Source organism: Nonomuraea sp. NEAU-A123 (assembly GCF_018603905.1).
Classification (GTDB): domain Bacteria; phylum Actinomycetota; class Actinomycetes; order Streptosporangiales; family Streptosporangiaceae; genus Nonomuraea.
On sequence record NZ_JAHFZZ010000002.1, the window covers coordinates 252,878 to 274,506 of the forward strand.

Annotated in this window: 22 protein-coding genes; 5 read left to right on the forward strand and 17 right to left on the reverse strand. The window is 70.2% G+C overall.

Annotated features, from left to right (window positions below; all coding sequences use genetic code 11):
- Positions 1–25: 25 nt before the first annotated feature.
- From KLK06_RS05250 to KLK06_RS05260, 3 genes are all read right to left on the reverse strand, one after another.
- Positions 26–877 (reverse strand): CPBP family intramembrane glutamic endopeptidase, encoded by an 852-nt coding sequence (locus KLK06_RS05250; protein ID WP_214634153.1) that lies wholly within the window; start codon positions 875–877, stop codon positions 26–28.
- A gap of 137 nt (positions 878–1,014) precedes the next feature.
- Positions 1,015–2,121, reverse strand: coding sequence for an SWIM zinc finger family protein (locus KLK06_RS05255; protein WP_214634154.1), 1,107 nt, complete (start codon positions 2,119–2,121; stop codon positions 1,015–1,017).
- Entirely contained in the window at positions 2,118–4,880 is a 2,763-nt protein-coding gene (locus KLK06_RS05260) for a DEAD/DEAH box helicase (RefSeq protein WP_214634701.1), read from the reverse strand. Before KLK06_RS05260 ends, KLK06_RS05255 begins: the two co-directional genes overlap by 4 nt.
- 110 nt (positions 4,881–4,990) lie before the next feature.
- Between KLK06_RS05260 and KLK06_RS05265 the strand changes: the two genes are divergently transcribed.
- The 3 genes from KLK06_RS05265 to KLK06_RS05275 are packed head-to-tail and all read left to right on the forward strand — an operon-like array spanning position 4,991 to position 7,315.
- Positions 4,991–5,608, forward strand: coding sequence for a DedA family protein (locus KLK06_RS05265; RefSeq protein WP_214634155.1), 618 nt, complete (start codon positions 4,991–4,993; stop codon positions 5,606–5,608).
- The gene (locus tag KLK06_RS05270; RefSeq protein ID WP_214634156.1) at positions 5,592–6,680 is read left to right on the forward strand and encodes a sensor histidine kinase; all 1,089 of its coding nucleotides are present in this window, start codon (positions 5,592–5,594) and stop codon (positions 6,678–6,680) included. The genes KLK06_RS05265 and KLK06_RS05270 overlap by 17 nt, the downstream gene beginning before the upstream one ends.
- Positions 6,671–7,315: a response regulator transcription factor gene (locus KLK06_RS05275; protein WP_214634157.1), complete on the forward strand. Its 645-nt coding sequence runs from the start codon at positions 6,671–6,673 to the stop codon at positions 7,313–7,315. The genes KLK06_RS05270 and KLK06_RS05275 overlap by 10 nt, the downstream gene beginning before the upstream one ends.
- 81 nt (positions 7,316–7,396) lie before the next feature.
- On the opposite strand, the gene KLK06_RS05280 is transcribed toward KLK06_RS05275, so the two are convergent.
- From KLK06_RS05280 to KLK06_RS05290, 3 genes are all read right to left on the reverse strand, one after another.
- Positions 7,397–8,569: a CU044_5270 family protein gene (locus KLK06_RS05280; RefSeq protein ID WP_214634158.1), complete on the reverse strand. Its 1,173-nt coding sequence runs from the start codon at positions 8,567–8,569 to the stop codon at positions 7,397–7,399.
- On the reverse strand, positions 8,562–9,113 hold the full coding sequence (locus KLK06_RS05285) for an RNA polymerase sigma factor (protein ID WP_214634159.1): 552 nt from the start codon (positions 9,111–9,113) through the stop codon (positions 8,562–8,564). Before KLK06_RS05285 ends, KLK06_RS05280 begins: the two co-directional genes overlap by 8 nt.
- 247 nt (positions 9,114–9,360) lie before the next feature.
- Positions 9,361–9,612 (reverse strand): hypothetical protein, encoded by a 252-nt coding sequence (locus KLK06_RS05290; protein ID WP_214634160.1) that lies wholly within the window; start codon positions 9,610–9,612, stop codon positions 9,361–9,363.
- A 145-nt stretch (positions 9,613–9,757) separates the two neighbouring features.
- Here KLK06_RS05290 and KLK06_RS05295 point away from each other — a divergent pair, with 145 nt between their 5' ends.
- Together KLK06_RS05295 and KLK06_RS05300 are read left to right on the forward strand one after the other, a co-directional pair.
- Positions 9,758–10,153, forward strand: a complete 396-nt coding sequence (locus KLK06_RS05295; RefSeq protein WP_214634161.1) for a DUF6069 family protein — start codon at positions 9,758–9,760, stop codon at positions 10,151–10,153.
- Positions 10,154–10,173: 20 nt separating this feature from the next.
- Positions 10,174–10,650 carry an SRPBCC family protein gene (locus KLK06_RS05300; protein WP_214634162.1) on the forward strand — a complete coding sequence of 159 codons (477 nt, stop codon included), beginning with the start codon at positions 10,174–10,176 and terminating at the stop codon, positions 10,648–10,650.
- A 72-nt stretch (positions 10,651–10,722) separates the two neighbouring features.
- On the opposite strand, the gene KLK06_RS62220 is transcribed toward KLK06_RS05300, so the two are convergent.
- The 11 genes from KLK06_RS62220 to KLK06_RS05355 all read right to left on the reverse strand — a co-directional run bounded on the left by KLK06_RS62220 (position 10,723) and on the right by KLK06_RS05355 (position 21,628).
- A complete protein-coding gene (locus KLK06_RS62220; RefSeq protein ID WP_308168109.1) occupies positions 10,723–11,079 on the reverse strand; it encodes a MarR family transcriptional regulator in 357 nt (118 codons plus the stop codon).
- 14 nt (positions 11,080–11,093) lie between these two features.
- The gene (locus KLK06_RS05310) at positions 11,094–12,290 is read right to left on the reverse strand and encodes a lactonase family protein (protein WP_214634163.1); all 1,197 of its coding nucleotides are present in this window, start codon (positions 12,288–12,290) and stop codon (positions 11,094–11,096) included.
- A 105-nt stretch (positions 12,291–12,395) separates the two neighbouring features.
- Complete coding sequence (locus KLK06_RS05315) at positions 12,396–13,253, reverse strand: ABC transporter permease (protein WP_214634164.1); 858 nt, start codon at positions 13,251–13,253, stop codon at positions 12,396–12,398.
- 32 nt (positions 13,254–13,285) lie between these two features.
- A complete protein-coding gene (locus tag KLK06_RS05320) occupies positions 13,286–14,305 on the reverse strand; it encodes an ABC transporter substrate-binding protein (protein ID WP_214634165.1) in 1,020 nt (339 codons plus the stop codon).
- Positions 14,306–14,319: 14 nt separating this feature from the next.
- Positions 14,320–15,906: a carboxylesterase/lipase family protein gene (locus KLK06_RS05325; RefSeq protein WP_214634166.1), complete on the reverse strand. Its 1,587-nt coding sequence runs from the start codon at positions 15,904–15,906 to the stop codon at positions 14,320–14,322.
- A gap of 37 nt (positions 15,907–15,943) precedes the next feature.
- Entirely contained in the window at positions 15,944–16,669 is a 726-nt protein-coding gene (locus tag KLK06_RS05330; protein WP_214634167.1) for a GntR family transcriptional regulator, read from the reverse strand.
- Positions 16,670–16,701: 32 nt separating this feature from the next.
- Positions 16,702–17,562 carry an amidohydrolase gene (locus KLK06_RS05335; protein ID WP_214634168.1) on the reverse strand — a complete coding sequence of 287 codons (861 nt, stop codon included), beginning with the start codon at positions 17,560–17,562 and terminating at the stop codon, positions 16,702–16,704.
- A 48-nt stretch (positions 17,563–17,610) separates the two neighbouring features.
- Positions 17,611–18,600 (reverse strand): ABC transporter substrate-binding protein, encoded by a 990-nt coding sequence (locus KLK06_RS05340; RefSeq protein WP_214634169.1) that lies wholly within the window; start codon positions 18,598–18,600, stop codon positions 17,611–17,613.
- A 51-nt stretch (positions 18,601–18,651) separates the two neighbouring features.
- Complete coding sequence (locus KLK06_RS05345; protein WP_214634170.1) at positions 18,652–19,530, reverse strand: hypothetical protein; 879 nt, start codon at positions 19,528–19,530, stop codon at positions 18,652–18,654.
- Between the two features lie 17 nt (positions 19,531–19,547).
- Positions 19,548–20,723: a DUF3500 domain-containing protein gene (locus KLK06_RS05350; RefSeq protein WP_214634171.1), complete on the reverse strand. Its 1,176-nt coding sequence runs from the start codon at positions 20,721–20,723 to the stop codon at positions 19,548–19,550.
- Positions 20,720–21,628, reverse strand: coding sequence for a hypothetical protein (locus KLK06_RS05355; protein WP_214634172.1), 909 nt, complete (start codon positions 21,626–21,628; stop codon positions 20,720–20,722). Before KLK06_RS05355 ends, KLK06_RS05350 begins: the two co-directional genes overlap by 4 nt.
- Position 21,629: the final 1 nt, after the last annotated feature.

A 21,629-nucleotide genomic window follows, 5' to 3' on the forward strand; every position in this document is an offset into this window, starting at 1 on the left:
TGGCGTTCGCGAACACCGCGCAAGCTTAACGGCCGCCACGGCGCATCGGCACCAGGTCGCCGCGTCGGCGGGCGCGGCGGAGCATCGGGACGGCGAGCAGCACGCTCACGACGACGGGCACGATCGACGCCTCGAGCCCGAACTCACCACCGGTCAGCAGCGCCGGGCCTGTGACGTGCGTGGTCAGCAGCCCGGGTGCCACATGGCCGGAGACCGGGATGCCGAGCAGTCCCTCGGCGGCGTTCCAGGCGAAGTGGAGTCCCGCGACGAACCAGATGCTGCGCCGCCAGAGGTAGGCGGCACCGAGCAGGACGCCCGCCTCGAGGGCGATCGCCAGCGAGCTCCACGCCGTGGCGCCCGGGTTGGCCAGGTGCATGCCGCCGAACGCCAACGCGGTGATCGCCACGGCCGCCCGGCTGCCGCACAGCCGTTCCAGGGCCTGCAGCGCCAGACCACGGAACATCAGTTCCTCGGTGACCGCCGCGCCCACGGACACCGCGGCCATCGCGAACACGACCGGCAGGACGTCCCCGGACGCCCAGGTGAACGAATAACCGCCGAAGGCCGCGATCAGCAGCGCGGAGACCAGGACGAACCCCAGGCCGATCCCGGCGCCGGACAACGCCTCCCGCCCGGCCCGGCCTCTGGCGATCTCCGGCGTGGGCCGTCCCGCGACGAAGCGCATGACCGCCCAGTAGACGGCGACCGCGGCGCCCGCGCCCAGCACGGCGAGCACCGGCGGTCCGCTCGCGGCCACGGCCGACACCGCGCCGACGCCGAGCAGTCCGGCTAACAGCCAAGTGAGGGGAAACCGGGCGATCCTCCGCATCCGGCCGCCGCCCGGGTGCGCGGGGTGCGGGGTGGCTGTCGTGCTCATGGTGACCTCCGTTGATGGTGGTCGCGCGGTCGGCGACCCAGCGGAAACGTTATGAGCGCGACAGGCGTCAGCGGATCACCAGCGAGTGGACGATTCCGGTAGCTCTCACGGGGGATGCGAGACCCCGTCGGGATTCGCTAGCTCACCAGCGCCGACGGGTCGCGTTCCGGTGGGCCGGCGGGCCACCACTGGCCGTCGCGGTCGGTGAACGGATACCAGCGGCCGTCGCGGCCGTAACGCAGTTGCCGGGCGCCGATGGTCCAGCGGTTGCGCCATGCCTCGACCTCCGGTGGGTGCTCGCCCTCCCAGCCGGCCCGGAGCAGCGTCCGGGCCCTGGCCAGGTCCTGCTTGGGCGGGGTCCAGGCCGATTCGAGCGCCTCCAGTCCGTCGGCGCCGCCGTACCGCCAGGCCTGGACGGCCGCTTCCAGGCCGAGGTCGAGGCCGTGGGCGGCGGCCAGCCGTACCCGGTCCTGATATTCGGTCAGTACGGCCAGCCGCCCGGTGAGCAGCAGCTCGCGGGCCCGGTCGGCGGCTGAGGCGGCGAGCACCTCCAGGGCGGCCACGTCGACGCCGGGTGCGGGCTCCAGCCCGAGCGGCGCGAACGCGACGTCGAACGGCGGCGGACCCGGCAACGGCGGCACGCCCAGCCCGAACGCCACCGCGGCGGGAGTGCCGGCCTCCTCGGGTGCGGGGACGTCGCGGCCCTGCAGCGCCTCGATCAGCTCCCGCTCGCCCCGCCCGCGCATGAGCAGCAGGACGAACGGGTCGGCGTCGAGCAGCCATGACGCCTGGTAGCACAGGGCGGCGGCGTGCTTGCACGGGTGCCCCCAGTCGGGACAGGAGCATTCCGGTTCGAGTTCGCCGACCGTCGGCAGCAGCGGGACTCCGGCGTCCTCGGCGTCCTCGACCAGGTCGTGGGGCATGTCGCCGTCGAGCAGCGCCGCGATGTGCCCCGCCTTGGCGGCCACCTGGTCGAGGAAGCGCTCCCAGTCGGGGGCGGCGAGCTGCTCGACGTGGACGACGGTGTCGTACTCGCTCTCGCTGACGGCGGCGATGCGACCCGGACTGACGGTGATGGGACCGACCTGTCCGGCCTTGGCGTACGTGCGGCCCTTGCGCAGGAGGGTCTGGTCGAGGGAGGTGTCCTCGATGGCCTGGATCCAGGCGCGGCCCCACCAGGAGGTGGCGAAGCGGGCGCCGGCCCGTTGCGAGGGGAATGCCGGAAATCCTCGGACAGCGTTCATCTCAACTCCACCAGGGCGGCGAGTTCCGTGTCGGTCAGTTCGGTGAAGGCGGCCTCGCCCGAGGCCAGGACGGCGTCGGCCAGCGAGCGCTTGGCCGCCAGCATCTGGGCGATGCGGTCCTCGATCGTGCCCTCCGCGATCAGCCGGTGCACCTGGACGGGCTTGTCCTGGCCGATGCGGTAGGCGCGGTCGGTGGCCTGGTCTTCGACGGCCGGGTTCCACCAGCGGTCGTAGTGGATGACGTGGTCGGCCCGGGTGAGGTTCAGTCCGGTGCCGGCCGCCTTGAGCGACAGCAGGAACACCGGCGCCGCCCCCTCCTGGAAGCGCCGCACCATCTCCTCCCGCTTCGGCACCGGGGTGCCGCCGTGCAGGAACTGGGTGGCGACCCCTCGATCCGTCAGGTGCCGGTCGAGCAGCCGGGCCATGGCCACGTACTGGGTGAAGACCAGCACCGCGCCGTCCTCGGCGACGATGGTGTCGACGAGTTCGTCGAGGAGTTCGAGCTTGCCGGAGCGGCCGGTCAGCCTGGGCGCGGCCTCGTGCAGGTAATGGGCCGGGTGGTTGCAGATCTGCTTGAGCCCGGTCAGCAGCTTGACGATCAGGCCGCGCCTGGCCATGCCCTGGGCGCTCTCGATCTGCCGCATGATCTCGCGTACCACCGCCTCGTACAGCCCGGCCTGCTCGATGGTGAGCGCCACCGGGCGGTCGGTCTCGGTCTTGGGCGGCAGTTCGGGCGCGATGCCGGGGTCGGACTTGCGGCGGCGCAGCAGGAACGGCCCCACGAGCCTGGCCAGCCGCTCGGCCGCCACAGAGTCGCCTGACTCGACCGGTTTGGCCCAGCGTGAGCGGAACCTGCCCAGCGAGCCGAGCAGCCCCGGCGTCGTCCAGTCGAGGATGGCCCACAGCTCGGACAGGTTGTTCTCCACGGGGGTGCCGGTCAGCGCGACGCGGGCGGCCGCCGGGATCTCGCGCAGCGCCTTGGCCGTGCCCGAGGAGGGGTTCTTGACGTGCTGGGCCTCGTCGGCCACCAGCAGGTCCCACGGGTGCGCGGCGAGCCGCTCGGCGTCCATCCGCATCGTGCCGTATGTCGTCAGTACGAAGCCCTCATCAGCCAATGTCCGGCTATTTCCGTGAAATCGGCGGACAGGGACGCCCGGAGCGAACCTGGAGATCTCCCGCTCCCAGTTCCCCAGCAGCGAGGCGGGGCAGACGACCAGCGTGGGACCGCCGCCCCGGTGCAGGTGCAGGGCGATCAGCGTGATCGTCTTGCCCAGGCCCATGTCGTCGGCCAGGCAGGCGCCGAGCCCGAGCGACGTCATCCTGGCCAGCCAGCGCAGGCCCTGGAGCTGGTAGTCGCGCAGCCGCGCGTCCAGACCTTCCGGCGCGGCGATCTCCTCGGGCTCGGACAGCCGGTCGCGCAGCTCGCGCAGCCAGGCGCTCGGCTCGACCGGCACCTGCTCGCCGTCGACCTCCACGGTGCCGGTCAGCGCGGCGCCGAGGGCGTCGAGGCCGGTCAGCGGCTTGAGGTCGCGCTGGCGGGCCTTGCGGGCCAGGTCCGGCTCGATGAGCACCCATTGGTCGCGCAGCCGTACGACGGGCCGGTGCGCCTCGGCGAGCCGGTCCATCTCGGCCGCGGTCAGCCGCTCGCCGCCCAGGGCGAGCTGCCAGTCGAAGCTGGTCAGGTGATGGCCGCCGAGGAAGGACGGCAGGTCGGACGGGGCACTGTCGCGCTCGCCGACGACGGCGCGGGCGCTCAGGCCGCGTACCAGCTCCCTTGGCCAGTGGACCTCGACACCGGCCGCGCCCAGGCGTTCGGCGGCGCCGGCCAGCAGGTCCTCCACGTCGCCGCCGGACAGGGTCAGCTCGTCGGGGACGGCGCTGTCGAGCAGGCGTTCCAGCCGGGCCCAGGCGCGGGCGGCCCGTCTGATGGCCAGCGTGGCGTCGATCCTGGCACGGGGGCCGAACCCCGGGTCCCTGCCCTCCCACAGGTCGGCGGCGTCCACCACCAGGGACGGGTCGGCCAGGCTGTGCAGCTGGACCACCGCCCGGAACTCCGCCTGCTCCAGGCTGTCGGCCTCCAGGCGCAGCGACAGGCGTACGCCGGAGTCCAGTCCCGCGGACACCTCGTCGGCCCAGGAACGCAGCCGGGGCACTCTGACCGGTTTGACGGCTGCGAACGCCGAGGTGCCGGTGGCGCGGACGGCGCCGGGGGAGCGCGGCATCGCGTCGGCCACCGCGTCCAGGAACGCCCGCACCAGCGACTCCGCGTCCCTCAACCGCAACCCTTCCGCGCCGTCGCGGGTGGGCCGTTCAGCGCCTTCGGGCCGCCCGCCGTCGTCGGTGGTCCACCCCTCGAGGGGTACGGACCGCGCCGCGGCGGGCATGGCGTCGGCCAGCTCCCGGATGCGCTGTACGTCGGCCGTGTCGAACGGCCCCGCCCGCCAGGAGTCGAAGTCGCCCGCCGAAACCCCCGGCAGGATCCGCCCCCTGGCGACCAGTTGCAGCGCGACCAGCGCCACCGCGCCCCAGAACCGCGCCGCCGGATGGGCACCCGCGTCACTCCTGGCCCTGGCCAGCGCGGCCACGGCGTCGGCGACCGGGACGCGGGTGGCCCCGGCCTCCAGAACCCGCAGCTCACCACTGTGCTCCTCGACCACGGTCACCGTGGCGTCCCCGTCCGGGGAGAGGAAGGCCATCCGCCCCTCCCTGGGCGGGTCGCCGGGCTCGAAGACGACCGCCTGCCGTACCAGATCCGTCATTGGGCTCACGGCCGTACAGTGTACGGTACAAAGCACCTGTGGTTTACCACAGGCGAGATCTGCCGCCCACCTCATTACCGCCATATTGGATCTTGATTAGCCTCTACAACATGACTGATTGGCTCATCGCACTGATGGAGACTCTGGGCGCCCCCGGGGCGGGCCTGGCGATCGCGCTGGAAAACCTGTTCCCACCGCTGCCGAGCGAGGTGATCCTGCCGCTGTCGGGGTTCACCGCGAGCAGGGGCGAGATGGACCTGCTCGACGTGCTGGTGTGGACCACGGCGGGGTCGGTGTTCGGGGCGCTGGCGCTCTACTGGGTGGGTGCGCTGCTCGGCCGCCGCCGCACGCTGGCGATCGCCGCCAAGCTGCCGCTGGTGAAGGTCTCCGACATCGAGAAGACCGAGGCGTGGTTCCTCAAGCACGGCAAGAAGACGGTGTTCTTCGGGCGGATGATCCCCATTTTCCGCAGCCTCATCTCCATCCCGGCAGGGGTGGAGCGGATGCCGCTGCTCACCTTCACTTTGCTCACAACCGCCGGCAGCCTCATCTGGAACTCCATCTTTGTGCTCGCCGGCTACTACCTCGGCGAGAACTGGTCGCTGGTGGAGGCCTACGTGGGAGTCGGCACGAACGTGGTGATCGGCGTGGTCGTGCTGGCGGTGCTCGTCTTCATCGGGGTACGAGTGGCCGAGCGACGCAAGGGACGACATGCGTCCCGTCGCTGAGGGGCTGCGGCTGCTGGTGGCGGTGTCGCTGGGCGCGGCCACCGCCCTGGCCGATCTGGCGTTCCTGCTGGTGGCGCTGCCTTTCCTGGGCTATCCCAACACGCGGGCGATGGCCAGGCGGCTGGTCCTGCTGGAGACGCGGCGACTGCGCCTCGACCCGGCGGACTTCGACGTGGGCGGGCGGGCCACGCGCTATCTCGCGCTGCGCGTTCCGGTCGGGGTGCTGGGCGGGCTGGTGGTGGGGCTGCTGCTGATCGGAGTGGTAACGGGGGTCCGCGTCACCTGGGCCTGGGGGACCGGAGGCACCTTCGACGACATCGAGCCCACCTGGCCGATCCTCATCTATTTCGCCACGATCGGGCTGCTGCTGCTCTTCCTGACCCTCTCGGGCGTGGTGGGCGTACACGCGCTCGAGCAGCGGCTGGCCCGCCGCGTGCTCGGCCCCGACCCGACCGAGAGACTCGAGCGCAGGATCGTCGAGCTGGCCGAGAGCCGGGCCGGGATCGTGGCGGCGGTCGACTCAGAGCGCCGCCGGATCGAACGCGACCTGCACGACGGCCTCCAGCAGCGCCTGGTCGCCCTGTCGATGCTGATCGGCCGATCCCGGCGCGGCCGTCCCGAGCTGCTGGACCAGGCGCACGAGGAGGCGCAGCAGGCGCTGGCCGAGCTGCGCGAGGTGGCTTGGCGGGTCTACCCGAGCGGCCTCGACTCCCTTGGCCTCGGCGAGGCGCTGGCGGGGGTGGCCGAGCGATCGAGCGTGCCGGTCAAGGTCTCCTGCGACCTGGCCGCGCGCCCGCCGATGGGGGTGGAGACGGCCGCCTACTTCGTCGTCTGCGAGGCGGTGACCAACGCCGCCAAGCACGCGGGAGCCACACTCATCACCGTTGACGTGCACCGGGAGGGCACAATGATCGTCGTGCGGGTCATCGATGACGGCCGGGGCGGCGCGACCGCCTCGGGCAGCGGCCTGTCGGGGCTGGCGCGCCGGGTAGCGGCACTCGACGGCGGATTCCAGCTGGTCAGCCCGGCGGGCGGCCCGACGACGATCGTGGCGGAGCTGCCGTGCGGGTGATCCTGGCCGAAGACTCGACGCTGCTGCGCGAGGGCCTGCTACGGCTGCTCGTGGAGGAGGGCCACGAGGTGCCCGCCGCCGTGGGCGACGGTCCCGCCCTGGTCGAGGCGGTGGCCGCCCACGGGCCCGACATCGTGGTGGTCGACGTACGGATGCCGCCGACCCACACCGACGAGGGCCTGCGCGCCGCGCTGGAGATCAGGCGACGCTGGCCCACCGTCAAGGTGCTGGTCCTGTCGCAGTACGTGGAGAAGAAGTACGCGACAGAGCTGATGAGCGGTGATGTGGAAGGTGTCGGATATCTGCTGAAAGACCGGGTGGCGCAGGTGGCCGACTTCCTCGACGCGCTCGACCGGGTGGGCGCCGGGGGAGCGGCGTTCGATCCGGAGGTCGTACGCCAGTTGCTGGCCCGCACCACCCAGATCGATCCGCTGGCCCGGCTCACCCCGCGCGAGCGCGACGTCCTCGAACGCATGGCCCAGGGACTGACCAACGCCTCGATCGCCCAGGCCATGCACGTGTCGCAGAGCGCCGTGGAAAAGCACGTCAACTCACTGTTCGACAAGCTCCATCTCTCACACCAGACCGGCTACAGCCGCCGCGTGCTGGCCGTGCTCCGCTTCCTGGAGTCGTGACCGGTGTGTTCCGGCGTCGAGGTCAGGTCCCCGGGCGATGACCGCATCGCCGCAGGGCACGATCGCCCATGGCGGGGCCTGTCACGAGAGCTGACGGTTGCTGAGCCGGCAGCCGCTCGGGCGCTCGGGACGGTCGCTGGTCCAGCCGGCCTCAGCTGCCCATGCCTGATAGTCCATGAACGTCCCCTTGGCGAGCCCCTCCGCGCTCTCGGCCGCGATCGCGACATTAGCCGCCAGAACGGTCCCGGTCCGCGGGTCGAGGACGGTGGCGAACCGCTGCGCCACCTCGTCGTCGGTGCCGAACTCACCGGCGAAACCCTCGCTCTTGATGAAGGTGACCTCGATGCCCGGACGTCCCAGCGGATCGACGATCGAGCCGTGCACCTTGGTCGTCGGCAGTCCGGCGAGGAGACGCAGGGCGGCTGCCCTGACCGCGGGCCTGACCGGGAGCTCCAGCAGAACGGAGGAGGTGGCGAGAAACGCCTCGAAGCTGGTCTTGGATCGGCTGTCCTTACGGGCTTCCCAGAAGGTTCGCAGTTTCTCCCGGAGCTGTCCGGGGTCGCTGGGCAGCGCCGCGAGGTCGGCGAGCGTGAGTTCATCCAATCGTGAATCACCGAGCACGCCGCTGGGCTTGGCCGCGCGTGTGTACACGCACTGCGAGGGCTTGGACCGCAACCGGATCTTCCTGCAGTCGCCCGCGGAGGTGCCCGGCGTGCACACTCGCTGGACCGTCACCGGAGAACCCGCCGTCCGCCACGCGCGCTCGTCGGCCTTGGTCGCGGGACGGACGAACTGCTGCCGCTGCTCCGCCTGGACCGGGTCGTGGGGATCGCGCGGCTGCCAAAGGTCGATCCGCGACGAGATGAGGACATTGAACGTCTCGCCGCCCGCCCGGACCCTTGTCAGCCCATTGTTGAGCAGTGGCCTACGCCAGTAGGCGCCGCCCTCGTCCGGCTGTTTCGCGACCAGGTCCGCCAGCCGGAGCAGGACATCGTTGCCGCTGGCCGGCACGAGCATCGGCGTGGGCGCGGCGATCACGTTCGACACCAGCGTGACGACGGCCATGACGATGGCGACCGTGGCCGCGGCCGCTCCGAGGGTCCATCCCCAGACGAGGCCGCGCCGATGCGCTCTGCCTGGCCGTACCGGCTCCTGCTGGGCGGCGGACAGCCGGGCGTGGGCCTGCTTGACCACCTCCGCCGAGGGTGGCGGAGCGTCCGGCAGTGATCTCGCCAGGAGGCGCAGCTCATCCATGGGTCTCCTCCAAAGGGTTGACGTCGCCGAGTGCCTTGCGGAGCTGCTTGCGCGCCCGGTTGAGCCGGGAGGCGACCGTCCCCGCCGGGATCTGAAGGGCGGCGGCGACCTCGGCGTGGCTGAGTTCGCCCAGCGAGCTCAGCAGCACGACGTCGCGGTCCCCGCGGTTGAGCCCGGCCAGCGCCCCCGCCAGCTTGCCGGTCAGCTCGCCCGCGGCCACGCGGGCCAGCGCGGCGTCCTCGTCGCTGCGCTCGGCGCGCCCGGCCATCCGGCTGAGCGCCTTCCATCTGCGGATCTCGGTACGGCGGTGCCGTGCGATGAGGTGGGTGGCGATGCCGTACAGCCACGGACGGACCCCGCCACGCGAGGCGTCGTAGCCGCCCCGATAGGCCGCCAGGAACACCTCGGCCGCCAGGTCGTCGGCGGTGTCGTCGGACAACCGCCTGGCGATGTAGCGGTGGATCTCGGTGAAGTGCGCGTTGAAGATCTGCTCGATGTCCACCCGCAGATCGGGTGGGTCGGCCAGGTCAGGTGGAACGGCCATGCAGGCGTCTCCGCTGAGTCAGGTGAACGATGGACGCCCCTTCTTGCCCGAAGTGCCGCGATGCTTTCACGGGCCTCTCACCCATGTCTGCCGGATCCGTTCAGGTCACCGCCTGCCGAGAAGGACAGGCGGCATGACGTCTGTGCGGCTGCCTGGTTTCGCCATTGAGGAGTGTCAGCGTTTGTCGGCCGTTTGAACAGCACCTACCTCGGCGACGTCGGGGCGGGGCTGGGGTCAGCTTCGTGGGCTAGCGGCCGGTTCCGTGCGGAGGTGGTTGCCGGGAAGGGAACAAGATCGCGCTGAGGAGGTACGGCGTGCGGCCGGGTGCGGGCGTGTTGGCCAGCCGGTTGCGCAGTACCGCGAGCAGGTCGGCCAACATGGCGGTGAGCTCGTCCGGGCTGAGCCACAGGGTGCCCTGCCGGTAGGAGACCGAGTCGGCGACCGGGTTGGCGCCGTCGTGGTCCAGGTAGGCGTTGAACTCGGCGATCAGGACGGCCATGGCCGTGGCGAATCCCCGGCGGTGGTCGTCGAGCGACAGTAGGTCTTCTGATTTTTTCTGCGGGGATGTCGAATGGCGTCGAGCCCGTTCGTAGCCAAGGTGAGAGGCCGGCAACGAGCCGGTCACCACTCACCGGAGGTACACGATGTCCGCCATCACCGTCGCTCCCGCGAAGCCACTGATCATCGGTGGCCTGACCGCCGCGGCCGTCGCCGCCGCGGCGACCGCGACCGTCGCCGCGGCGGGTGAGTTCGCCGGGATCAGCCTCGTTGTCGGCGGCGCGCCGATCCCGGTGTCCGGGTTCGCCGTGCTGACCGTCATCTTCTCCGTGATGGGCCTGGTGCTGGCCCTGGTCCTGGCTCGCTCGGCCCGCCGTCCGCGCACGGCGTTCGTCCGCACCACGATGGTGCTCACCGCGTTGTCGCTGGTACCGGATGTGCTCGCGGACGCGTCCGCGGCCACGAAGGTGCTGCTGATGCTGACGCACGTGGTCGCCGCCGCGATCGTGGTCCCGGTCATCGCCCGCCGCCTGTCCGCCTGATCCTTTCCAAGGAGCACACCATGAATCAGGAGAACGTGAGCGCCACCCTGACCGTCGCCGTGCCCGCCGCGAGGGTGTTCGCGGTGCTGGCGGACCCGACGACCCATTCCGCGATCGATGGCACCGGCTGGGTCAACGAATCTGTCGACCAGGCGCCGCTGACCGAGGTGGGGCAGATTTTCCGGATGGACATGTATCACGCCAAGCATCCAGACGGTGACTACCAGGTGGTCAACAAGGTCCAGGTGCTCGACCCGCCGCGCGCCATTGGCTGGCTGACGGGGTATGAGAAGGACGACGGTCACCTGGAGTTCGGCGGCTGGATCTGGCGTTACGACCTTGCGCCGCTCGGTCCGTCCGAGACTGAGGTCACGCTCACCTACGACTGGTCGGCGGTGCCGCAGTTCAGACGGGAGTACATCCAGTTCCCGCCGTTCGGCCCTGACCACCTCACCAACTCGCTGCACCACTTGGCCGAGCTTGTCTCCGGCAGGTGATGTCGTCGGCCAAGATGACCAAGGAAGCGAGGAGGCGACGCTCTTCGGGGGTCCAGGCGTCCATGATCTCCTCTAGGCCGCCGACGATCGCCTCGCGTTCGTCGTCGAGGCGGGCTCGCCTTCGTCGGTGATGCGGAACTTGCGGGCGATGCCCCCGTCGGGGTCGGGGATGCGTTCGACCAGTTCGTCGCGGAGCATGGCGGCGGTCTGCCGGTTGAGGGTGGAGGCGTCCAGGCCGAAGGCCTCGCTGAGCTGGCGGATGGACATCGGGCCCTCCACCCGGATGCAGCTGAGCAGGATGTAGGCGCTGCGATCCAGGAGGCCGCCCTCACGCCGGGAGCGGGCGGTCAGATTGTGCCGTCCGAGGAGCATGGTCTCGTATTCGACCAAGTGGGTGGGCTTGTCCGGCCTGCTCATCGGCGGCGGCACCGCCCTCCTCGCCGCTAACAGAAAGTGATGCAGTCGGGATTTGGAATGGGCATTGACGTTCCGGTGTCAGTCAGCTTCCCAGACCGTCGGTCGATACTGAAAAGGTTGACGGTGCTGCTCGCTTCGTTTGCGACGAGCAGCCACCGCCCGCTCCGATGAATCGAGAAGCTCCAAGGCTTCTGACCCCCGCAAGGGGTTCGCTGGACAAGCGCAAGCAGGCCGGTTTTCTGGTCGACCGAAAAGACGATCAGGGTGTTTTCACCTCGATTTGAGGCATAGACGAAGCGGCCATCGCGGCTCATTGCCAGCTCGGCGGCGCTCTTGGTCCCCGCGTAATCGGGCGTATCAGTGGACAGGCTCTGGCGGTGCGTCAGCAGCCCCTCCCGCGGATTCCAGTCAAGGGTCTGGATGTCCGCCGTCAACTCGTTCAGCAGGTAGACGGTCCGGCCGTTGGGGTGGAACACGATGCGCCGCGGACCCGAGCCCGCCTGCGTCGCGTAAGGGGTCATCCCGTCAGAAGACAGAGCGCGGGTTGCGCGATCGAAGCCATAGACGAAGACGCGGTCGGCGCCGAAATCCGCGACCAGCGCGAACCTGCCGCTTGGATCGATGACCACGTCATGGGGGTGCGGGCCTGCCTGCCGCGCGTTAGGACCGGAACCCGTGTCCTTCATGACGGACACCGGCGAGCCGAGTCCCCCGTCCTTCCCGATCGGGAGGGTCGCGGCGAGGCCCGCCTCGAAGTTCGCGACCAACAGCGTGTCCGAGGGCCTGTCCACGCCGATATACGACAGGCCGCCGCCGCCCGTGCCCCCCGCATCCGTCTTCACCGCACCGCTCTGGCTCAGCGCGCCGGTCGCTCGATCGATCGTGAAGACGTAGACGGTCCCGCCGTCTTCTCCACTGGCGACGTAGAGGACCGGACGGGTCGGGTGCATGGTCGCCCAGTTTGAGGTGGCCTCACCCACGGGGCCGATCAGCGCCATGATCCCGCGATCGGAGTCGAACCTGGCCCCATAGATCTGGGTACCCTTCCAGGTACTGATGAAGAGGAGCTCCGGTGTCCCCTTCGCCGCCGCCTCCGCGGTCGGTATGTCGGCGAGCAGTGGTACGGCAGCCGCGGCGGCAGAGGCCGCCACCACCGCACCCAGCACTCCCCTGCGGGACGGCCCGGTCGTTCCGTCCGTCATGGCCTCGTTGGAATCCGACATCGATGACAACCTCTTTCCTTCTCGACGACAAAAGCCGAGGGCCGGCGTTGTGCAACCGGCACAGGCTCGCCGGCCCTCGGACTGAAGAGATGCACCCCGCGAGACTCAGGCCCGCTTCTCCGCCGGACGGCGGGCGGCGAGACCGAGGTGCTTCAGAGCGAACTTGTCCAGCCAGGACAGCAGTCCGTTCAGGATGAGCGTCATGACCACGAGGACGATCAGGCCGGCGAATTCGGCCGGAGCGTCGAGGTTCGTGGCAGAGGTGAACAGTTCGTGGCCCACGCCGTTGGAAGATGCGATGAACTCGCCGCCGATGACGCCCAGGATGGTCATCGGCCCGCCCAGCTTGAGCGCCGCGAAGAACGGCGAGGCCAGTGTCGGAATCGTCACATAGCTGAGCACGTGGTGCCTGCGTCCGCCCATCACCTGGACGATCTGGACGAGTTCCCGCTCCCGCAGCCGCAGGCCGAGGTAGAGGTTGTAGAACACGATGAAGGCCACGCCGGTAGCGGCAATGGCGATCTTCGACCAGACGCCGATGCCGAAGAACAGCAGGAACAGCGGGGCGAGAGCGATCTTGGGGATGCCGTTGACCGCCGCGATCAGAGGCTCCAGCACCTGGCCGGCGAAGCTGAAAGAGCCGAGCACCAGGCCGGCCACCGTCCCGAGCGCCACCCCGATGCCGAACCCCACCCCCACCTCGAACGCCGTCGTCTGGATGTCGGTCCACCCGGACGACGAGCCGAGGAACGTCCACAAGGCCTTGGCGACCTCGGTGGGCTTACTGACCGCGTACTCCGGCAGGACCGGCCCGCTCAGCCCCTGCCAGAGGCCCACGGTGACCGCGATCACCGCGATGCGGAGCGCCACCACGGTGCCCATGCCCCGCCACCGGTCGCCGTTTCGCCGGGGCGTCGTCGAGACCTCGGTCTTGCTCTCCGCGTTTCCGGTAGCAGTCACCATGGTCTCCTCCTTCTCAGTCGTCGCTGACCGCATCACGGCAGGTATTCGTTGGTCCAGTTGCTCGACGTGATCTTCGCCCCGTCCTTGATCGTCCCCAGCGAGTTGAGGAACGCGATGGTGGTGCTCCAATCGGCGTCGGACATCTTGCCGCTCTGCGCCCAGTCGACCAGCTCAAGGCTGTTCTTCAGCACGTCGGCCGGGACGTTCGGCAGCGTCTTCTGGACCACGCCCAGCACCGTGGCGTCCCCCGGGTGGGTGGCCATGTAGTTCGTGGCGTCCTGGATCGCGGCGACGAACTTCTTGGCGACGTCGGAGTGCTGTGCGGCGTAACTAGTCTTCGCCACGACGAACAGGCTGTATCCGGAGGCCTTGGCGTTCCACTGCGGAACGGTCAGCGGGTCGGCCACCACGACGCCGTCCCCGGAGTGCTGGATCTGGAGCGGCAGCGGCTCGGACGTGATGAACCAGTCGATCTGGTTGTTCTTGAGCGCGGCTTGGTCGGCGACCGGGCTCGGCAGCGACACCCACTTGAGCTTCTCGGGGTCGACGCCGTACGCCTTGAGGAAGATCCCTGCCTCAGCCTTGGTGTTGGGCGAGCTGTAGCCGGGAGTCGATGAGGCCAGCGCCTTGGCCACCTGCGCCACCGGGGTCGTGGAGGTCAGCCCGTGTGCTTGGGCGAACTTCGTGCTGACGACGAGACCGAGCGGTTGACCGAAACCGACGGCGGAGATCGCCGACATCGGGAGCTTCTTGGCGATGGCGGACAGCAGGTCGTTCGGGCTGGTGGTGAGGAACTGTACGGAGCCTGACTGGAGCGTCGAGATGCCGGTCGCCGAGGTCAGGGTCACGTAATTGAGCTTGATGCCGCGCTTGCTGAAATAGCCGTTGGCGTCGGCCACCTTCAGGGGAGTGTCGAAGATGTTGCCGCCGACCCCGACGGTGACCGTGGTGGTCCCGTCCGAGCCTGCGGAGGAGGAGCCGCCGCAAGCGGTCAGCAGAGCCGAACTGAGCGCCAGGGCAGTCGCCAGCGTGAGGGAGTTGCGGTGTTTCAAGGGGTGGTCTCCTGTCACCATGCTTGCTGGGTGTTGAAGAAGCGCTTCCAGAAATCGATTCGGGACGGTTCTGCTACGGGAATCAGCCCGAAGCCGTCGCCGACCTCCATCACCGCATCCGAGTCCGGCGAGTACGCCGGCCAGTGCGGAAGTTCGGGGCCGTTGGGGTCGCCGGTGGCGACGAAGTTGGCCCAGTAACCGGACATGATCTGTGCTATCTCGCGGTCCTCGTCGGTCCACTCGGCGCTGCCGGGATCGAGGTTGCCGAACACGAACTCGATCTCGGAGCTGTGGAACGCGCGGCGGGGGTTCTGCCCCTGCGCCGGAGAAGCGTGGGTCCAGAAGTAGGTGTACGCGGGGTGGGTGGCGTGCCGGGCCCAGTCCGCTGCCCAGAGGAAGGTGGAGATCCGCGCGTTGTCGCGCACCGCCGCGTTGCTGGCCCGGGCCGCCTCGTCGTCCGTGCCGGCCGGGTACAGCCGCAGGAACTCCTCCGCCATCGGGCCGAACTTCTGCTCGGCCGCGGCGCGATAGTCCTCCAGCGTCACGTGGACCGGGGGCATGCCCGGCCGGAATGCCTTCTTCCCGGCCGTCTGGTAGGCCGCGAACGTGCTCTCCGGCACCGCCCCGCTCTCGTCGAGGTTGTTTCCGGCGATGTAGCAGACGTCGTTCTGCAGGCCCTTCGCGTAGGTCTCCTCGTAGCCGCCGGGGATCACCCAGCCGTCGACGACCGGGCGGAACAGCGGCGGCTTGGCCGAGCTCAAGGTCTCGACGGCGGCGTCGATGGCGTCCCCGTCGACCAGCTTCTGCCAGGGCAGCGATCGCAGGTGGGCCAGCGACCGCGCCCCGCGCTCCTGCGCGTACTGCGCGCCCGCGCGCTCGGCGTCGGCCAGGGCCCGATAGGACGTTGCCAGGTACCGGAGTTCGGGGTCCTTGGAGTAGCGGGCGTGACTCTGCGCGATGGCCCGCTGGAAGAGCCCCTTGGTCAGCGGCGACATGGCCAGGAAGTTCACCGACCCCGCGCCGGCCGACTGCCCTGCGATCGTCACCCGGTCCGGGTCGCCACCGAAGCCCGCGATGTTGTCCTGCACCCACCGCAAGGCCGCGGCGCTGTCGAGCAGCCCGTAGTTGCCGGAGGCGTGGTGCTCGGACTCCTCGCTCAGCTCGGGCGTGGCCAGGAATCCGAAGGCACCCAGGCGGTAGTTGAAGGTCACCACGACCAGGCCCTTGCGCGCCAGGTTCTCGCCGTCGTAGCGCGGGCTCGCGCCGGTGCCCACGCGGAAGCCGCCGCCGTAGATCCAGACCAGCACCGGTCGCCGCTCCTCGGCGGAGTCCGCCCCCGTCCAGACGTTGAGGTAGAGGCAGTCCTCGCTCATCGGCAGGTCGAGGCCGGCGATCTCGGGGTTCGGCGCCTGCGGGCACATCGGGCCGAAGCTCTGGGTCTTGCGTACGCCCGGCCACGGCGCCGGCGGCTGGGGGGGCCGCCAGCGGAGCTCCCCGACCGGGGGAGCCGCATACGGGATGCCCCGGAAGACGGTGAGCGAGCGGTCCCGGCCCGGGATGCCCTCCACCAGTCCCGATTCGGTTTCCACTGGATTGCGCATGAAGACTCTCTCTGGTCGGTAGCGAATGATTCGTCAATCAGCTGAGGAACTCAGGCCGCGCGGATAACTCGGTGTGTTCGTCGCGGGCCGACCGGAGCATCAGCGCCTGCCGGGCGGAGGCGACGTGGTGGCGCATCGCGGCGACGGCCGCCTCCGGGTTGCGGGTGACGATCGCCAGGAGAATGGCCTGGTGCTCCTCGAGCGATCCGGCCCGCGGGTGCTGCGCGGAGACGTTGCGGTACTGGCGCATCACGAGCGGGTAGAGCAGGGTGTCGTACGCCCGGGCCAGGGTCTGCTGATGGGAGGCCTCTTTCACCTGCTGGTGGAATCTCCGGTTCCCCTGCGAATAACCCGCCTGGTCCCCGCGGGACTTGCAGTCCTCCATCGCCTCCAGCGTGCGGCGCAGTTCGCGGATCTCCTCCGCTGTCGCCCGCTCCGCGGCCTTGCCGGCCAGGGCGGATTCCAGCGTCTCGCGCGCCTCCAGAATGTCCGCGGCCTCCTCGACCGAGAAACTTCTCGTCCGCACCCCGCGATTGACCTCGCTGGTGACGTAGCCCTCCTGGGTCAGCCGGACCAGGACCGCCCGCATGGTGCTCCGGGAGACGTTGAACATCCTGGTCAGGTCCGCCTCGGTGAGCCGCGTGCCCGGCGCCATGCTTCCCGACAGCAGCAGCGTGCGCAGTCCTTCGTACGCCTGGCTGTGCCGGGTCGGCGACGTGCTGCCCACATCCACGACGTCGTCGTAGCCGCTGATTTCCACCATGATCACCTGTATGTGTAGGGAGAGATGACGACTCAGTCCTGTGCTGTGGCGAGCCCCGGGTACAGGCGCCGCGCCGTGCCCGCGAAGATCTCCCCGCGGGCGTCCACCGTCAGCACCGCGAGGACGTCCTGGGCGAGCTGGAGCAGTTTCGGCAGCGACTGCTCGGCGGCCGGGCAGTTCGAACCCCAGGCGATCCGCTCGGCGCCGAATGCCTCGACCACGGGCTCGAGGAAGTCGACCGCCTCCGTTCCGGCGTCGCGCAGCCGCTCCAGGTTCCGGTGGGTGAGCTTGAGGTGCAGGCCCGGGTGCCTGGCGAGCTCCGCCACCTCGCTCCCGGCGCGCGCGGGCGAAGCGGCGATGTCGGGGTAGCCGATGTGGTCGAGGAGCACCCGGACGCCGGGGAACCGTTCCAGGAGCGACTCCAGCTGCTTCGTCGCGGCCCCGAGGCGCATCTGGAGGCAGACGGGGATGTCCAGTTCCCCCGCCTTCTCCCAGAACCCGTACGTCTCGGGAGCGGCGAACCACTCGCCCTGGGTCGGCATGGTGCTGCCGCTGGTGAAAAGCCGTACCCCGGCCAGGCCACCGTCGCCGACCGCGGCCGCCAGGCCGGCGGCGGCGTCCGGCCGCAGCGGATCGACGGTGCCCACGGCGACGAACCGCCCGGGCAGGCGCCGGCAGCTGTCCAGGACGTACGAGTTGTCATAGCCGTATGCCGTGGTGGCCTGCACCAGGACCGCCTGCCTGATGCCCGTCTCGTCCATGCGGCCGACCATTCCCTCCGCGGTCACCGGCCGGGACGAGGCCCAGTCCGACTGCTTCCCGCCGAGCGGCGCCCGCGGGTACGCGGTCAGGTCCTCCGAGATGATGTGGCAGTGCGCGTCGACCACGTCCACGTTCCAACTCCCTTGCTTTGTCAGCTGTTTCACAACCACGCCCGGTGCTCAGGCGTCCGGGTAGTCGCCTTCGGCGAAGAGCGCCTGCGGGTCTGCGGAGAAGTCCGGGTCGAGCAGGCCCTGGTCCTGGGAGTACCGCACGATCGCGGTCAAGCTCGGTTCGTTGACCCGGATGCCGTACGGGACGGGGTCGCCGTTGATCTGCCGCCCCTGCCGGGCGAATCGAGGAAGTGCGGACCACTCCGGATCCGCGGCGAGCTGCCTGCGCTTGCTCTCGACCAGCGCCGTGTAGAGCGCGGTCGGCAGGTCCGGGTTCCGCTCGACCAGGTCGGAGCGGAGCGCGACCAGCGAGTGCAGCGGATAGATCCCGGTACGCAGGTACCAGTCCGCGCCGAGAGAATCGACCTCGGCAAAGAGTGGGTAGGGGCCCTCGCCGTCGCCGGCGGCAGCCGGGGCGTCGACGGCCGCCGTCCAGCCGGCCCGGGGCGCGCCGGCCCGCCCGGTCCCGGCGTTGCCGGTGAACGCGGCGTCGATCTCCCCGGCCCGCAGCAGCTCGCCGAGGGAGCGCCCGTCCGTCACCCGCTCGACGTTGGCCGGGGCGCGGCCCTCGACGTGGTCGTCGTCGTCCACCACCCACGTGATCTTCTCGATGTCCACGCCGTACTCGTCGCGGAGGATGCCGCGCACCCACACGCCGGTGCTCACCGAGTACGCGCGGACGCCGACCCGCCGTCCCTCCAGGTCCTGCGGCACCCGGATGCCCGAGCGCGCGGCGCACTGCACGTCACCGTGGTGGAAGCGCCGGTTGAGGAACACCGGTATCGCGGTGAGCGGCACCCCCTCCTGGCGGGCCATCAGATAGGACACCGGCGCCAGTTCGCACACGTCGAACTCGAGGTCGCGGATCATCCGCCGGTAGGCGCCGATGATCGGCCTGACCTCCACCGGCTCGATCCGGTACCCGTCCACCTCGACGTCGCCGTCGAGCAGTGCCTGCCCGTGGGGGTACTCCCCGAGGGCCACCGTGAGCTTGTCCATTCCCTGCCTTCCGATCCGAACCTGCGAGTGTCTTGCGGGCGGCGCCGTGCCTCAGCCTCCGAGCCGGGACGGCGGCACGCCCAGGGCCGCACAGGACCGCGCCACCAGGTCGTCGAACTCCACCGGCCGCGGCAGCACGCCCTGCTCCAGCGCGAACGCCGCTGCCTGCGAGACCGGGCCGCGCAGCGCCTCGAAGCCCACCGGGTTCAGGTCCACCGGACCCGGTGCCGGGGCAGCTGCGACCACGGCACGCATCGCGTCGTACGCGGCGCAGACGGCGGCGGAGTGCTCCCGCGCGGCCGCCTCGCTCACGCCCACGACATGGTTGACCGGGGCGAACCCCTTGCCGCGCGACCACTCCGCGGCGACCTCGTGCGCGTCCGCGATGGCGGTGCGGATGCGGTCGTCGGCCGGGAGCTCGTTGCCCATGATCCCGAAATCGAGGCGGCCCTCGAGGAAGTCCGCCTGCAGACGGGAGCCCTCCGGCGCCCGCTTCACCCACGCCGGGTCCTCGTACCCCTCAACGTGGCTGTCCTCGTACACCACCCAGTCCACCTTCTGCAGGTCGACCCCGTACTGCTCGGTGAGGAAGCCACGCATCCACACCCCGGTGGTCTGGCTCCACGACCGGACGCCGGCATTCCTGCCCTCGATCTCGCCGACCGTCAGCTCGCCGCAGGTCACCAGGGTCTGGTGCTGAAAGCGGCCGAGCGTGGTGATCGGGAGCAGCACCACCGGCTTCCCGTAGGCGGCCGCCTGCAGCAACGTCACGACCGCAAGCTCGCAGACGTCCATGGACGCCTGGTTCACGAAACCCCGCGAGGCTTTATGCACCGGCCGCACATCGAGCCGCTCCAGCTCCGTCCCGGTCTCCCGGACGGCCGACGCCGCGGCGGCCGCGAGATCGTCGCGTCCCAGAACCATCTTCATCCCGTGCTCCTTCTCAGTCAGGACCGCTGCGCCGCATCCACGGCGGCCTGCCGGTGGAACCGCTCGTGGTGCTGGCGCAGCAGGTCGATTCCGTAGTCGTTGCCGTTCGGCGTGCGGACGACGGTGTGGATGTGCTTGCGCAACGGCACGTCGTTGTCGAACATCACGCCTATCTGGTGCTCGAACTCGACGAGGATCACCGGGCTGTGGATGCGGTAGTAGAAGACCCCGTCCGGGCTTCCGTCGCCGACCCAGGCGAAGTAGGTGTCGGGCTCATGGGCGCGGACCTCCTCCATGCGGACCCGGGCGTGCTCGTCGCCAGCCCGGTTGACGTACAGGCCGATGAGCTCCGAGGCGATCGCGCGCTGACCCGGCGTCAGTTCACCGAGCGGCAGGCCCTCGTAGTTGAGTTCGAAGTTGTCCCGGAAAGCGCCGACGAACAGGCCGCGCGGCAGCTCCTCCGCGATCACCGCCAGCTCCCGCTGGCGGCCGGTCAGGCTGTGGAACAGCTGCTGGCCCACGGCCTCCTCACGCCGGAAGGCCGCAGTCCCCGCGTACTTCCCGCCCTCGGCGATCACCGGCTCGGCGCCGAGGAAGGTCGGCGTGAGGATCATCTGGTCCCCGACGAAGACGCAGTTGACGTTCACGTGGTGGCCGTCCAGCTGCCAGCCCCAGGGCCCGCCGTTCTCGGGCTCCCCGTAGAGGCTGAACCAGTACAGCCACTCGTGGAGCAGGTGCTCCTCACCGCGCAGCTCGCCGATCGTCAAGTTGAGGTGCATCAGGTCCACAATCTGCTGGAACCCATACGGGCTGAGGCTCTGGCGAAGGATGGCGAGGACCCGGAGCCGCTTCTCCTCGTCGAAGTCCTCCAGGCACAGACCGTGGCGCAGGAAGTACCGCGCCCCGTTCGACCAGTGCCGCCATGACACGTCGTCCATCGAGAACCGGCCCTCCGCCAGCTCCTGCGGCGAGAGCGCGGCCAGATAGTCCTCCGCCGCCTTGCGCACCCCGCTGACGTCCACGCCGGTGCTGCGCAGCGGGAACAGGCCCGGCCGCACGCCCGCGGACGTGGCCAGTCCGCGGAAGGGCTCCGCCGCCGCCTCCCGCCGCCACTCAACCTTCTCGAGCAGCGCCGGCGTCCACTCGGCGGGACGCCGGGTGCCGTCGTTGACCCGGTGTCGCAGTCCGGTCATAGCTGCCCCCCTAGCTGCTTGACGAGGGCCGCTTCCTTCTCGATCGCGCCGACGTCGACCGGCGAGCGCACGAGTCTCTGCTCGAGGGCGTAACGCCCGGCTATCTCAAAGCACTTGGCCAGTGGCTGCTTCCAGCCGGCCGCGACCGCGCGCCCGGCCGGGGTGTCGCCGCGTTCCCCTGCGGTGGCAGCGATCGCGCCCTTCAGTGCGCTATAGAGCGCCCACACCGCCTCAGGGGCGGAGCGCAGCACGTCATCACGCACGACGACCACGTGGTTGGCCGGTACGGTGCCGTGCCGTTCGATCCAGGCGAGGCCGGCGTCCTCCGCGTCCGGGATGACCGGGACCAGCCCCTGGCCCTGGCCGCCGATCGCCCTCGGCCCGAGCACGGCCGCCGCCACGTCCCCGTCGAGCAGCAGGTCCGCGACCCGCCCGGCCGGGGACCGCGTCACGTACGCCGGCTCGCGGTACTGCGCGACATGGGGCTCCTCGGTGGTGACCCAGGTGACGTCCGAGGCCTCGACCCCGTACTCCTCGCGCAGGATGCCGCGCACCCACATGCCAGTGGTCTGGCTGTAGGAGCGCACGCCGACCCGCTGTCCGACAAGTTGCCGTGGCGACAGGTCCGCGCCATCCGGCAGGCGGGTCAGCGACTGGTGGTGGGTGTTCCCGATCAGGACCACCGGCAACAGCGTGACCGGGACGCCGGCCTCCCGGGCCTGCAGGTACGTCGCCAACGCCATCTCGCAGACGTCGTACTCCAGATTCCGGACCATCCGGGCGAAGGCCGGGTAGAGCGGGGCGGACTCCGCGAAGTGGCAGTCGACCCCCGCCACCGGAGTCGTGCCGTGCTTGAGCGGCCGGGTGTGCGGGTAGTCCCCCAGCAGGATCGTGAGTGATGTCATG

Excerpts from the sequence above, each read along its gene's own strand:
- KLK06_RS05250 (WP_214634153.1), bottom strand. The coding sequence starts at position 877 with ATGAGCACGACAGCCACCCCGCACCCCGCGCACCCGGGCGGCGGCCGG.
- KLK06_RS05255 (WP_214634154.1), bottom strand. The coding sequence starts at position 2,121 with ATGAACGCTGTCCGAGGATTTCCGGCATTCCCCTCGCAACGGGCCGGC.
- KLK06_RS05260 (WP_214634701.1), bottom strand. The coding sequence starts at position 4,880 with ATGACGGATCTGGTACGGCAGGCGGTCGTCTTCGAGCCCGGCGACCCG.
- KLK06_RS05265 (WP_214634155.1), top strand. The coding sequence starts at position 4,991 with ATGACTGATTGGCTCATCGCACTGATGGAGACTCTGGGCGCCCCCGGG.
- KLK06_RS05270 (WP_214634156.1), top strand. The coding sequence starts at position 5,592 with ATGCGTCCCGTCGCTGAGGGGCTGCGGCTGCTGGTGGCGGTGTCGCTG.
- KLK06_RS05280 (WP_214634158.1), bottom strand. The coding sequence starts at position 8,569 with ATGGATGAGCTGCGCCTCCTGGCGAGATCACTGCCGGACGCTCCGCCA.
- KLK06_RS05285 (WP_214634159.1), bottom strand. The coding sequence starts at position 9,113 with ATGGCCGTTCCACCTGACCTGGCCGACCCACCCGATCTGCGGGTGGAC.
- KLK06_RS05290 (WP_214634160.1), bottom strand. The coding sequence starts at position 9,612 with ATGGCCGTCCTGATCGCCGAGTTCAACGCCTACCTGGACCACGACGGC.
- KLK06_RS05295 (WP_214634161.1), top strand. The coding sequence starts at position 9,758 with ATGTCCGCCATCACCGTCGCTCCCGCGAAGCCACTGATCATCGGTGGC.
- KLK06_RS05300 (WP_214634162.1), top strand. The coding sequence starts at position 10,174 with ATGAATCAGGAGAACGTGAGCGCCACCCTGACCGTCGCCGTGCCCGCC.
- KLK06_RS05310 (WP_214634163.1), bottom strand. The coding sequence starts at position 12,290 with ATGTCGGATTCCAACGAGGCCATGACGGACGGAACGACCGGGCCGTCC.
- KLK06_RS05315 (WP_214634164.1), bottom strand. The coding sequence starts at position 13,253 with ATGGTGACTGCTACCGGAAACGCGGAGAGCAAGACCGAGGTCTCGACG.
- KLK06_RS05325 (WP_214634166.1), bottom strand. The coding sequence starts at position 15,906 with ATGCGCAATCCAGTGGAAACCGAATCGGGACTGGTGGAGGGCATCCCG.
- KLK06_RS05330 (WP_214634167.1), bottom strand. The coding sequence starts at position 16,669 with ATGGTGGAAATCAGCGGCTACGACGACGTCGTGGATGTGGGCAGCACG.
- KLK06_RS05340 (WP_214634169.1), bottom strand. The coding sequence starts at position 18,600 with ATGGACAAGCTCACGGTGGCCCTCGGGGAGTACCCCCACGGGCAGGCA.
- KLK06_RS05345 (WP_214634170.1), bottom strand. The coding sequence starts at position 19,530 with ATGAAGATGGTTCTGGGACGCGACGATCTCGCGGCCGCCGCGGCGTCG.
- KLK06_RS05350 (WP_214634171.1), bottom strand. The coding sequence starts at position 20,723 with ATGACCGGACTGCGACACCGGGTCAACGACGGCACCCGGCGTCCCGCC.
- KLK06_RS05355 (WP_214634172.1), bottom strand. The coding sequence starts at position 21,628 with ATGACATCACTCACGATCCTGCTGGGGGACTACCCGCACACCCGGCCG.